The following is an 11,746-nucleotide window of genomic DNA, read 5'->3' on the forward strand; positions in this document are numbered from 1 at the left end:
CGCCAAGCCCCCCGCCACCACCTCCCCTTCGGCCGATTCACCGGGCCCTGAGGGTCCGGCACCTGGCGGCCCGGCCGCAGGCGGATTCGTCGCCCCGGTGGACAACCACACCATGGGCACCCCGTACCGCAAGGCCGGTAGCGCCTGGTCCTCCGGCTACCACACCGGCGTGGACTTCCCGGTCCCGGCCGGTACCGCCGTGAAGGCCATCGGCGGGGGCAAGGTCGTCTCGGCAGGCTGGGGCGGTGCCTACGGCAACCAGGTCGTGATCCGCCACGCCGACGGCAAGTACAGCCAGTACGCCCATCTGTCCTCGCTGTCCGTCTCGGCCGGCCAGACCGTCACCCCGGGCCAGCAGCTGGGCCTGTCCGGCGCCACCGGCAACGCCTTCGGCCCCCACCTGCACTTCGAGGTCCGCACCGGCCCGGGCTACGGCTCCGACATCGATCCGCTCGGCTATCTCCACGCCCACGGCGCGAACATCTGAGGCGGACGGACCCGAGGTGCCGCGCGACACGGGAGCCGGCCGGCGCTCTTCGGCCCCGGGCGGACGGCCGCGGATCCCCGGGAGGCCGGCTTCCCCCGGTGCATCGGTGCCGCCCAGTGCCGGAGCTGCTCGACCGATGTCAGCCACTGCCGACCGCCGCCGTGGACCGGCCGGAGGGGCGGGGGAGCGGTCGGCCCCCGCGCGGGCCCGGAACTCGGGGCCGGCCGCGGACTGGCGCGGGCGGACGGTGGCCGGACGCCCCACCCCGTGGGGCGGTTCACTCGCGAGGCCCCCCATGACGTGGTGGCTGCCCGATGGGGCAGCCCGGACTGCACCTGAGTCGGCACGCTCAGATACGGGTCCCGCCTCTCACTCCCCGCATCCTGGCGGACATGTTGGGGTGTACGGCCAGGTCGAGCACGTATGAGCGTGTGGCGCCAGTAGCGGCCGGGACGGTCGAGTAACGCGGTGAAGGCCACGGGGGACAAGCCCGCCAAGTCCGCGGGCTCGGCACGTTCCGGTACCTCGGCTGCCCAGGACACCCGACACCGACCGGAGCCGGTCGGCTCCTCGGAACCCGCGGTGACCGCGCAGACCACCACGGACACCACCCCAGCGGCCTCGGCCGCCACCGCGCCCGGTTCCCCGGCCCTGGGTGCGCGTGATCTGCGGATACTGCAGGGTGCGGTCGGCAACCGTGCGGTGTCCCGTCTGGTCGCGCAGCGCTACACCGCTCCGGTGAAGACGCCGGCGGCTCAGGCGCCGGGTTTCCGCAGGGTGAAGTCGGATGTGGCGGCGAAGAAGCAGAAGGTCGCACAGCATCCGCCGGCGGTGGCCGAGTCCAAGGCCGCGCAGGACGCGGCTGTCGCGCCGCCGGATGACAAGGAGGCGCAGGGCAAGGCGGCGAACGCGGAGAAGATGAACGCGGCCAAGCCGGGTGCGTTCGACAAGGCCGCGTTCGTCAAGGCGGTCAACGAGGCGATCGAGAAGCAGGCTCCCAAGAACCTGGACGACGCGGAGAAGTTTTCTAAGTCAGGGAAGGCCGAGCAGGTCAAGGAGCAGGTCGACGGCAAGGTCGGTGAGGGGAAGAAGTCCTCGGCCAAGGACATCGAGACCACCACCAAGGCGCCGCCGGACCTGTCCAAGGCCAAGGACAAGCCGGTCACCCCGCTCACGCCCGATCAGCCGCCCGCCAACCCGGGCGCCCCCAACGCGGCCGATGCCGTGCCCGACAAGCAGCCGGCCTCGGTCACCGACTTCTCGCAGGGCCCCAAGGCCAACGATCAGGCGATGGCGGAGGCGGATGTCACCGAGGAGCAGCTGAAGAAGGGCAATGAGCCGGCGTTCGACCAGGCGTTGTCGGAGAAGAAGAAGTCCGAGGAGCATTCGGCCAAGGCCCCCGCCCAGGCCCGGGGCGCCGAGGCTCAGCAGTTGTCGGCGGCGAAGTCCGGTGCGGCCGCCTCCGGCGCGCAGGCCATGACCGCACTCACCGCCACCCGCGCGGCGGCCGGCAAACAGATCGATGGCGGCAAGGGTCAGGCCAAGTCGAAGGACGAGGAGAAGCGGCAGCAGGTCACGTCGAAGTTGCAGAAGGTCTTCGATGCGACGAAGAAGGATGTCGAGCAGATCCTTGCGGGCCTGGACACCAAGGTGGACCAGCAGTTCACCGCGGGGGAGAAGGCGGCCCGGGACGCGTTCATGGCCGACCAGGCCCGCCGGATCGATGCCTACAAGAAGAAGCGGTACTCGGGTTTCACCGGCAAACTCCGCTGGGTCAAGGACAAGTTCAAGGGTCTGCCCGCGGAGGCGAACCAGCTCTACCAGGAGTCGCGGAAGCTGTATGTGACCCGGATGCAGGGCGTGATCTCCTCGATCGCCGACACCATCGGCGTGGAGTTGGGCAAGGCGAAGGCCCGTATCGCCACCGGCCGCAACGAGCTGAAGGCCGAGGTCGACAAACTCCCCGCCGATCTGAAGAAGTTCGGGCAGGAGGCGGCGAAGGATTTCGCGGGGAAGTTCGATGACCTCGATTCCCAGGTCAACGAGAAGTCCCAGCAACTGGTCCAGGATCTGGCGACGAAGTACACCCAGGCGTTGAACAAGATCGATGAGGAGATCAAGAAGCTTCAGGAGGCCAACAAGGGGCTGATCGACAAGGCCAAGGACGCCATTGTCGGGGTCATCAAGACCATCAACGAGCTGAAGAACCTGTTGATGGGCATCCTGGCCAAGGCCGCCGGCGCCATCGTGAAGATCATCAAGGACCCGATCGGCTTCCTGGGCAACCTCGTCAGGGCGGTCGGCGCGGGCCTGCAGCAGTTCATCACCAACATCGCCGACCACCTGAAGAAGGGCCTGGTCTCCTGGCTGCTGGGCACCGCGGTCAAGGCAGGTCTTGACCTACCGGCCAAGTTCGACCTCAAGGGCATCATCCAGCTCATCGCCTCCCTACTCGGCCTGACCTGGGCGAACATCCGCGCCCGAGTCACCCGCAAGGGCGTCCCCGACCAGGCCATGAGCACGGTGGAGTCCTCCGTCCCCATCGCCCAGGCCCTGGTCCGCGAGGGGCCGGCCGGCGCGGTCAAGGAGATCTCCGCCGAGGTCGGCGACCTCAAGTCGACCATCCTGTCCAAGCTCACCACCTATCTGATCCCCACCGTCATCATCGCGGGCATCACCTGGATCCTCTCCCTGCTCAACCCCGCCTCCGCCTTCGTCCGCGCCGTCAAGGGCATCATCGACATCGTCACCTTCGTGGTGAACCAAGGCGCCCAGATCATCGACTTCGTCAACGCGGTACTCGACGCGGTCGTCGCCATTGCGGGTGGTGGCGCCGCAGGCGTCCCCAAGATGGTCGAAGGCGCCCTCGCCGCCAGCATCCCCCTCCTCATCGGCTTCCTCGCCTCCCTGCTCGGCATCGGCAACCTCGCCGCCAAGGTCAAAAGCGTCTTCCACGCCGTCTCCCGCCCCGTCAACCGCGCCATCGACAAAGTCGTCGACTTCATCGCCAAGACGGGCAAGAAGCTGTGGGCCAAGCTCAAGGGCAGGGGCAAGAACAAGGGCACGGACGGGAGTGCGAAGGATCCGGCTAAGGAACGTGCTGCCATCGCCGACGCCGACCGCATGCTTGCCACCAGCCCACAGCACAAGGCCGCCGTTCGGCAGCTGTCCTCGCTGTCGCAACGGCACGGCGTACCCATGCGCCTGGTCACCGAGTCGACGGATGTGAAGGGCGAACACGTACACGTCCAAACCATGAAGTCGGATTCGCACGTACTGCCAGCGATCGACCCGACACAGCAGCAGGAACTGAACAAGCTAAAAGCGGAGTTCGTGGAGCTGGCGACCAGCCTCGGGTGCGACGGCGGCAAGGCTGCGGCCGTCGCGACGTTCCAGCAGGGGCGCGGCTCGGCCGACGACTTCATTCGGGAGTTGGAGGGCCGTGCCATCAAGGTGGTGCGGACGGCTCGCAATGCCCCACAGGCCGTCAAGGCGGACCTGCAGAAGCTCGGAATGGACTTCGCCTTGCGCCGGCAAGGAACTGCAGGGGCGCCTGGCGAATTTGCAAATGTGTTCGAATATTATATGACCCTGTGGGCTGACAAGCGCGCCGCTGCAGCGAAGAAGATGCAGGCGGATTTCGCTGCCGGGCTCCGGGATCAGCCGACGAAGCGAGAGTTGAAGGAGGAGACGGCGCGCCTTGCCCTGGCCGAGTTGCAGGGGTCGCCTCACGGTGCCGAGAGCGCCCTCTACCGCGACCGGGCTAAGGTGGAGGGTCTCAACAGAGGGGGTGTCACGGCCGACCCAACCCTCAGCGAGGACCAGCTTGTCGCGCACATCAGGGCGCAGGCCGGCCAGCTCAAGTTCGGCTCGACGACCGGTGCTGCCTACCATTCCCGGGCGCACCGGGGCGAGATTCCGGAGAGCCGACGAGAGGCGCGGTCGTTCATCGCGAACTACCATGCCGCGGCGGAGACGGTGGTTAAAGAGGGCCGGGCTCAGTTCTACCCCGTGCCAGGCGGTGGTACGAGGCAGGTGCGGTTCATCGCGGAGACGACGGACGACGCGGGCGGGCCGGTTACGCTCACCGTCATGATCTATGCGCGAGCCGACGGTCGCGTAGTGATGGCGACCTTCGGGTCCTTCCTGAAGAACTGAACGGGAGCCGTGGACCTTGGTGCGATACGACTTTCCCCGTTCCGGCGCAGACAGCTACTTCGCCGGGTTCGACCGGGCTATCGGTGTTCTCGCTACGACGCACGGTGGCGACCGAGCGCGGGCCGCTACACTGGGTGATGCGCTGGCCACTGTGCTGGCGTTGTGGCTGCTGCGTCGGCAGGATCCGTCGGCGGAGTGGGCAGGGCAGCGGCTTGCCGCGTTCTACGGCCGTGTCCGTGAAGTGCTCGAACATCATGGCGGCGACTTCGCTGTGTACCTCGCCGAGCTCGACTTCGCCCTCGAGAGCGAGACGCCCATCGGCTGGTACAACGCGTGCTTCGCCCGCAGTGTGGTCGAGGTCCTGTTGCAGGATGCTGCCCTGCCTCCGACGGCACTCGTCGCGTCCGACTGGGCGGAGGCGACGGACGAGGAGATGCGCGACGTCGCGACGAGGGTAGCGCCCCTGCCAGTCGATGCGATCCCGCGAAGCATGCCAGAGGAGCACTGGTGGTGGTTCGTCGCATCCGGGACGCCCGAGGAGATCACATATGACTACTGACGCAGGTCGAGTTCGGCGACGGTGGTGAACGTGCCCTCTTCGGTCGTGGCCAGCCGGGGCCGGTGAGTTCTATGGCTTGGGGGTCGAGGCGCGTTCTCATGTGGAGCGCACCGAGTTGAGGTGCCGGCTCGCGGAACGGAACGGGGGTAGCTGATGGGGGCTGGGAGCCCTGACACGGTCCGGGCGTGTATGGCGTGTGATCTCATCGCCGGTCGTGTGCCGCTGCCCGGTGGGGTGTTGGCGCGGACCGGGCACTGGGTGGTCGAGCATTGCGTGGGACCGCTGGGGTTGGGGGCCGTGGTGGTCAAGCCCGTGCGGCATGTGGTGCACCTCGCGGAGTTGACCGCGGAGGAGGCCGCCGAGCTCGGGCCGCTGCTCCAGCGCACCAGTGCGGCCGTCAGCTCGGTGGTGCGCCCGGAGCAGGTGTACGCCTGCCTGTGGTCCCACGCGGGTGGGGTGCCTGGGCATATCCACTTCGTGGTGCAGCCGGTACGCCGGGAGGATCTGGACCGGCACGGCGCCTATGGGCCCACCCTACAGGCGGCGATGTTCGCCGAGGGCGACCGGCCGAGCGAGGTTGAGGTGGAGCGGATGTGCGGGCGTCTGCGAGCGGCGCTCGGAGGAGACGGAGTGCGCCGGTCGACGTAGGATCCGCGGGCGGTTGCGCCCCCGCGCCCTACACCATGGGTGAGTGGGACGCAAGCCGAGCCCATCCGCCGGGTCAGCCGGCCAGGGTGGTTCTCAGACGGTCCAGGAAGGTGCGCTGTCCGGCCACGACGCGTTCGTACGCCGCCGTCAGCGGCCACCAGGCGAACCGGTCGATCTCCGGGAAGCGCTGGATGCGGCCGGAGCCCCGGGGCCACTCCATCTCGAAGGTGCCGGGCGCCGCCTTTTCCGGGTCCAGGTCGCCCGCCAGGGCCCAGGCGGTCACCACCTTGCCGCTGCGCTGCCGTACCGAGCCCAGGGGCAGCAGCTCACCCGGCGGCACCGGCAGACCGAGTTCCTCCGTGAACTCCCGGCGGGCCGCGGCCTCGGGTTCCTCCTCCGGTGCGTACTCGCCCTTCGGCAGCGACCAGGCGCGGGCGTCCTTCCCGGTCCAGTACGGCCCGCCCATGTGCCCGAGCAGCACCTCCGGTTCCGGCTCCGCGGTCCGGCGGAACAGCAGGATCCCGGCACTGCGCTTTCCCGTCACGGTGTCAAGTGTGCGCCCCCTGAACCGCCACCGCAGCGGCGGGCGGTATCTGCTGATTTCGTGGGGATCGGGGTGGATACTGGTCTTGAGTCGTTGCAGCGCTCCGCCGTCGATGCCACCGAAGGAACGAGGCGAGACGAGGACAGGACATGAGTGAGATGGGCGACGAGGTCTACCAGCCGGACGATTCCGAGGTGCAGGACGACGCCGGTGTGCTGGAGCCGGAGGACACCCTCGTGGACCGCGGTCTGGAGTCCGCGATGGACGAGGGCTACTCGCCTCCGGAGCGGCCCCTGGCGGTGGAGCGCTGGGGCACCACCGCGGCCGAGCAGCACGCTCGGGAGTCCCTGGAGCGGCGGCTGGCCAAGGAGCTGCCGGACGTCGTGCCGGGCGAGGGTGACGGCATCGGTGACCAGCCGCAGGGGGACGGCGAGCCGTTCGACGACGAGGTCGGCACGGCACGGGCCGGGCGCCTGGTCGCCCCGGACGAGGGGGCCCACTCCGACACCGAGAAGGACCTCATAGGCCGGGACGTGGGCATCGACGGCGCCGCCGCGTCGGCCGAGGAAGCGGCCGTCCACATCGTCGAGGAGCCGGAGGGCGACTGACGTGCCGACGTGGACGCGCCAGGCCGGAACTGCCCCGGGTGTCCAAGGCTCCCGGTGACGTGCCTTCGCGGCCAGGAACCCCTGGCACCCGTGTTACCCGCCCGGCGCCGGCCAAACTCCCGTACGGTCCTCCTCCGGTGGCCGTGACGATCGGAGCCGGGTCGGGGGCCGGCCGCCGCACACCTCGCCCCGATCGCCAGGCGCGTACGTCGCCCGCCCCGCTCCGTACCGGGTGCCGCCGTGCGGCCGTGACGACCTGCCGCCGGCCAAGGCGGTCTCGCCGGCCCCGCGCGGCGTTCACTGCTTGCGGTACTCGTACGCCTCCTGCGCCGCCTGGGCCACCGCCGCCGCGTCGGCCCCGGCCGACGCGGTGACCACGGCGGCCACCGCGCCCTCCAGGAACGGGGCGTCCACCAGCAGGGAACCCGGCGGCAGTTCGTCCTCCTCGGCGAGCAGCGTCTTCACCGTGAGGACCGCGCTGCCCAGGTCGGTCAGGATGGCCACGCCGGCCCCCTGGTCCACCTGGTGCGCCGCCGCGGCGATCAGCTCGGAGCTGGTGCCGAGACCGCCGTCCGGGGTGCCGCCCGCGGCGGCCACCGGAGCGGTCGCCCCGCCGCCGGCGAGGCCGGACGCCAGCTCGGCGACCGCGGTCGCCACCGCCGCGCTGTGCGAGACCAGCACGATGCCGACCAGCGGCCGCCCGCCGTTCGCCGCGTTCATGCCGCCGCCTCGGCCAGGGCGGCGATCAGCAGCGCCGAGGAGGTCGCGCCCGGGTCCTGGTGGCCGATGCTGCGCTCCCCGAGGTAGCTGGCCCGGCCCTTGCGCGCCTGGAGCGGCACGGTCGCCAGAGCGCCCTGCTCGGCCGCGTCGCTCGCCGCGCCGAACGACTCGGCCAGCGCGTCCACCGCCGGCACCAGGGCGTCCAGCATGGTCTTGTCGCCGACCGCCGACCCGCCCAGCTTGGCCACCGCCTCGACGCCGGTGCGCAGCCCGTCCCGCAGCTGCCCGGCGTCCACCTGCTCCGCCTCGCCGAGCGTCTTCCCCGTACGCCGCAGGAGGGTCCCGTACAGCGGGCCGGAGGCCCCGCCCACCGTGGAGATCAGGGTGCGGCCGGCCAGCACCAGCACCTGCCCCGGGTTCTTCGGGGCCTCCTCGGCCAGCGCCGTGGTCACCGCGCGGAAGCCGCGCTGCAGATTGCTGCCGTGGTCCGCGTCGCCGATCGCCGCGTCCAGCTCGGTGAGCCGACCGGCCTCGCGCTCCACCGCGGTGGCCACCAGGGCCATCCAGCGGAGGAAGAACGCGGTGTCGTAGGCGCCCGTCGCGGCGGTTTCACTGTCGGTCACAAAGATCCTCCTCGCTCGGTCGATGTCCGCCCGCGCACCGCTCAGCAGCCCCAGCGCAGTGCCGGGGTGTTCACCGGGGCGTCCCACAGCCGCAGCAGCTCCTCGTCGGCCCGGCACACCGTGACCGAGGCGCCGGCCATGTCCAGGGAGGTGACGTAGTTGCCGACGAGGGTGCGCACCGCCGGGACACCGCGTTCCGACAGCACCCGGTGCACCTCCGCGGTGAAGCCGTACAGCTCCAGCAGCGGGGTCGCGCCCATGCCGTTGACCAGCAGCAGGACCGGACTGTCCGGCTGGAGGTCGTCCAGCACCGCATGGACCGCGGCGTCCGCGATCTCTCCTGAGGTCATCATCGCGCGCCGCTCCCGGCCCGGCTCGCCGTGGATGCCGATTCCCAGCTCCAGCTCGCCCGGCGGCAGCTCGAAGGTGGGTCCGCCCTTGGCGGGGGTACTGCACGCGCTGAGCGCGACGCCGAAGCTGCGCGAGGACTCGTTGACCCGGCGCGCGAGGGCCTCCACCCGCTCCAGCGGCGCACCCTCCTCGGCCGCCGCACCGGCCAGCTTCTCCACGAAGAGGGTCCCGCCGGTGCCCCGGCGGCCGGCCGTGTACAGGCTGTCGGTCACCGCCACGTCGTCGTCGACCAGCACCTTCGCTATCTGTATGCCCTCGTCCTCGGCCAGCTCGGCGGCCATGTCGAAGTTGAGCACGTCGCCGGTGTAGTTCTTGACCACCAGCAGCACGCCCGCACCGCTGTCCACCGCGGCGGCCGCGCGGACCATCTGGTCGGGCACCGGTGAGGTGAAGACCTCGCCCGGACAGGCGGCGTCCAGCATGCCGCGCCCCACGAAGCCGCTGTGCAGCGGCTCGTGCCCGGAGCCGCCGCCGGAGACCAGCGCCACCTTCCCGGAGACCGGGGCGTCCCGCCGTACGACCACTCGGTTCGCCACGTCCACGGTCAGCTCCGGATGGGCCGCCGCCAGCCCGCGCAGTGCGTCGGGGACGACGGTCTCGGCCACATTGATGAGCATTCTCACGGGAACCTCCTGGTGAGCGCGGCTCCTGGGGACATTTTCCCAGGACAGCGGGGACTCGGCCACTAAATGACCTTGGAGTTCGGTGATCTGCGGGTGCGCGGCGGCAGCCGCCAGGGCGGTTGCCGCTGGCCAGTATCACCGGGATCCGGGCGCCGGTCACGGTGCCGGAGGCGGATCCCTCGCCTGGGCCGCGTTTCCCCCTGCCGGCGGTATCCGTACTCCATCCGCCGGCCGTATCCCTGCACCGCCGCGCCGGCTGTATCCGCGCGCCCCTGCCGGCCGTATCCCTGCACCGACCCGCCGGCCGTATACGTACAGCGCCTCACCCGCCGTACCCCGTACACCCCTGGTGCGGCATCGCCAGGACGCGTGCGGCCGCCACGGGGCCTCGACGGAGACCATGACGCGCAATCACGACAGAAGGTGTCCGGTATCCCCGCCACCATGGCGCCATGACCACGATCCGGAACGCCTGGTCGGACTTCCAGGCGGCAGAGCCCGACCTCGCCCGCACCGTCGAGGAGCGCTTCGGCGCCTTTCGGCACCACGTCCTGGCCACGCTGCGACGGGACGGCTCGCCGCGCCTGTCCGGCCTGGAAGCGGAGTTCCGCGAGGGGGAGCTCTGGCTCGGCATGATGCACCACTCCCGCAAGGCGCTGGACCTGCGGCGCGACCCCCGGTTCGCGCTGCACGCCAATCCGGGTCCCGGGCAGGAGATGAACGGCGGTGACGTACGGATCGACGGCCGGGCGGTGGAGGTGACCGACCCCGCGGTCTTGGCGCGGTACGCCGAGGACAGCGGGCAACCCGGACCGCTCCATCTCTTCCGCGCGGAGATCCGCGAGGTGATGCGGATCCGGGTGGAGGGCAACGCGCTGGTCATCCAGTCATGGGCGCCGGGCCGCGGCCTGCGCACCATGAGCCCGGGGAGCGGTGACGCCCCGCCGCCGAAGGACGTCTGACGAGGGTGGGGCTCCGGAAGGCGAGGGCATCCGGGGCCTGCCCGCACCGGACCCGCGGCGGACCGCCCCGGCACGACCCTTCCGTATTTCTGTAACGCGTTCTACTGTGCCCCTCGATCCCAGGCCGTCGTCGCGGCGGACGCGAGACTCCAGGAGGGGCCGTGCACCTCGCCTACACGCCCGAGCAGCAGCAACTCCGCGCCGAACTGCGCGCCTACTTCGCGGGCCTCGCCCCGGACGGCGGCGCCGCGACGGACGACCGGGCCGCGGGGAAACGCCACTACCGGGCCACCATCCGCCGGCTGGGCATGGACCGGTGGCTCGGCGTGGGCTGGCCCGAGGAGTACGGCGGGCGGGGCCTGGGCCCGATGGAGCAGTTCGTCTTCTTCGACGAGGCCGCCCAGGCGGGGGTGCCGCTGCCGCTGATGGCCCTCAACACCGTGGGCCCCACCCTGATGCGGTACGGCACCGAGGAGCAGAAGGCGTACTTCCTGCCGCGCATCCTCTCCGGCGAGATCGACTTCGCCATCGGCTACAGCGAGCCCGAGGCCGGCACCGACCTGGCCTCGCTCACCACCCGCGCGGTACGCGAGGGCGACCCGGAGACCGGCCACTACGTCGTCAACGGCCAGAAGACCTGGACCACCAACGGCGACACCGCCGACTGGGTCTGGCTGGCCGTACGCACCGACCCCAAGGCCCCGCCGCACCGCGGCATCAGCATCCTGCTGGTGCCGACCAGCGACCCCGGCTACTCCTGCACCCCGATCACCACCCTGGCCTCGCACGACACCACCTCGAGTCACTACCAGGACATCACCGTCCCCGCCCACCGCCGGGTCGGCGCGGAGAACGAGGGCTGGCGGATGATCACCACTCAGCTCAACTACGAACGGGTCACCCTCGCCGCCCACGGCTCCACCGCCATCCGGGCCCTGCGCGGCGTCCAGGGCTGGGCCGCGGACACCAAGCTCAGCGACGGGCGCCGGGTCATCGACCTGGGCTGGGTCCGCGGTCGGCTCGCCCGGGCCCACGCCCGGCTGGACGCCATGAAGGTGATGAACTGGCAGATGGTCGACGCCCTGCAGCGGGACACCCTCACCCCGCAGGACGCCTCCGCCGTCAAGGTGTACGGCTCCGAGGCGCGGCGCGACGCCTACGCCTGGCTGCTGGAGGTGCTGGGCGCGGCGGGCCCGCTCCAGGACGGTTCGGCCGGCGCGGTGCTGCGCGGGGAGTTGGAACGCGGCTACCGCAGCAGCGTGGTGTTCACCTTCGGCGGCGGCAACAACGAGGTGCAACGGGAGATCATCTCCTGGATCGGCCTGGGCATGCCGCGCGTCCGCCGCTGAGTGGATCCCGCTCCCGCGCCGTTCGCGCCCGCACACCCGCCCCCGCCCCGCGAC

11 protein-coding genes are annotated in these 11,746 nt (G+C 70.8%); 7 read left to right on the top strand and 4 right to left on the bottom strand.

All coding sequences use genetic code 11. From position 1 onward, the window contains the following. From E4099_RS20650 to E4099_RS20665, 4 genes are all read left to right on the top strand, one after another. A partial coding sequence (locus E4099_RS20650; protein ID WP_135340580.1) for a M23 family metallopeptidase occupies window positions 1–487 on the top strand: 487 nt, incomplete at its 5' end. A 582-nt stretch (window positions 488–1,069) separates the two neighbouring features. Beyond that, a complete protein-coding gene (locus E4099_RS34365) occupies window positions 1,070–4,645 on the top strand; it encodes a phage tail protein (protein ID WP_245245040.1) in 3,576 nt (1,191 codons plus the stop codon). A 16-nt stretch (window positions 4,646–4,661) separates the two neighbouring features. Next, on the top strand, window positions 4,662–5,204 hold the full coding sequence (locus E4099_RS20660; protein ID WP_135340581.1) for a hypothetical protein: 543 nt from the start codon (window positions 4,662–4,664) through the stop codon (window positions 5,202–5,204). Window positions 5,205–5,393: 189 nt separating this feature from the next. Further along, window positions 5,394–5,852: a hypothetical protein gene (locus tag E4099_RS20665; protein WP_245245041.1), complete on the top strand. Its 459-nt coding sequence runs from the start codon at window positions 5,394–5,396 to the stop codon at window positions 5,850–5,852. 73 nt (window positions 5,853–5,925) lie between these two features. Here the strand turns inward: E4099_RS20665 and E4099_RS20670 are convergent, their stop codons facing one another. Beyond that, window positions 5,926–6,396, bottom strand: a complete 471-nt coding sequence (locus E4099_RS20670) for an NUDIX hydrolase (protein ID WP_135340583.1) — start codon at window positions 6,394–6,396, stop codon at window positions 5,926–5,928. A 149-nt stretch (window positions 6,397–6,545) separates the two neighbouring features. Here E4099_RS20670 and E4099_RS20675 point away from each other — a divergent pair, with 149 nt between their 5' ends. Continuing rightward, window positions 6,546–7,004, top strand: coding sequence for a DUF5709 domain-containing protein (locus tag E4099_RS20675; RefSeq protein WP_135340584.1), 459 nt, complete (start codon window positions 6,546–6,548; stop codon window positions 7,002–7,004). Window positions 7,005–7,301: 297 nt separating this feature from the next. Here E4099_RS20675 and E4099_RS20680 read toward each other — a convergent pair whose 3' ends face one another. From E4099_RS20680 to dhaK, 3 genes are all read right to left on the bottom strand, one after another. Then, window positions 7,302–7,724, bottom strand: a complete 423-nt coding sequence (locus E4099_RS20680) for a PTS-dependent dihydroxyacetone kinase phosphotransferase subunit DhaM (RefSeq protein WP_135340585.1) — start codon at window positions 7,722–7,724, stop codon at window positions 7,302–7,304. Next, on the bottom strand, window positions 7,721–8,287 hold the full coding sequence (dhaL, locus tag E4099_RS20685; RefSeq protein ID WP_135340589.1) for a dihydroxyacetone kinase subunit DhaL: 567 nt from the start codon (window positions 8,285–8,287) through the stop codon (window positions 7,721–7,723). Before dhaL ends, E4099_RS20680 begins: the two co-directional genes overlap by 4 nt. 101 nt (window positions 8,288–8,388) lie before the next feature. Continuing rightward, the gene (gene dhaK / locus E4099_RS20690) at window positions 8,389–9,381 is read right to left on the bottom strand and encodes a dihydroxyacetone kinase subunit DhaK (protein WP_135340586.1); all 993 of its coding nucleotides are present in this window, start codon (window positions 9,379–9,381) and stop codon (window positions 8,389–8,391) included. Window positions 9,382–9,833: 452 nt separating this feature from the next. On the opposite strand from dhaK, the gene E4099_RS20695 reads away from it, so the two are divergent. Together E4099_RS20695 and E4099_RS20700 are read left to right on the top strand one after the other, a co-directional pair. Then, on the top strand, window positions 9,834–10,343 hold the full coding sequence (locus E4099_RS20695; RefSeq protein WP_135340587.1) for a pyridoxamine 5'-phosphate oxidase family protein: 510 nt from the start codon (window positions 9,834–9,836) through the stop codon (window positions 10,341–10,343). Between the two features lie 161 nt (window positions 10,344–10,504). Beyond that, the gene (locus E4099_RS20700) at window positions 10,505–11,692 is read left to right on the top strand and encodes an acyl-CoA dehydrogenase family protein (protein WP_135340588.1); all 1,188 of its coding nucleotides are present in this window, start codon (window positions 10,505–10,507) and stop codon (window positions 11,690–11,692) included. The last annotated feature ends 54 nt before the right edge of the window (window positions 11,693–11,746 follow it).

Origin of the sequence: Streptomyces palmae, assembly GCF_004684805.1 — a bacterium.
Classification (GTDB): domain Bacteria; phylum Actinomycetota; class Actinomycetes; order Streptomycetales; family Streptomycetaceae; genus Streptomyces; species Streptomyces palmae.

Bases quoted from the DNA above. Each gene is read 5' to 3' on its own strand.
- E4099_RS20665 (WP_245245041.1), top strand. From the start codon at position 5,394: ATGGCGTGTGATCTCATCGCCGGTCGTGTGCCGCTGCCCGGTGGGGTG.
- E4099_RS20675 (WP_135340584.1), top strand. From the start codon at position 6,546: ATGAGTGAGATGGGCGACGAGGTCTACCAGCCGGACGATTCCGAGGTG.
- E4099_RS20680 (WP_135340585.1), bottom strand. From the start codon at position 7,724: ATGAACGCGGCGAACGGCGGGCGGCCGCTGGTCGGCATCGTGCTGGTC.
- dhaL (WP_135340589.1), bottom strand. From the start codon at position 8,287: ATGGCCCTGGTGGCCACCGCGGTGGAGCGCGAGGCCGGTCGGCTCACC.
- E4099_RS20695 (WP_135340587.1), top strand. From the start codon at position 9,834: ATGACCACGATCCGGAACGCCTGGTCGGACTTCCAGGCGGCAGAGCCC.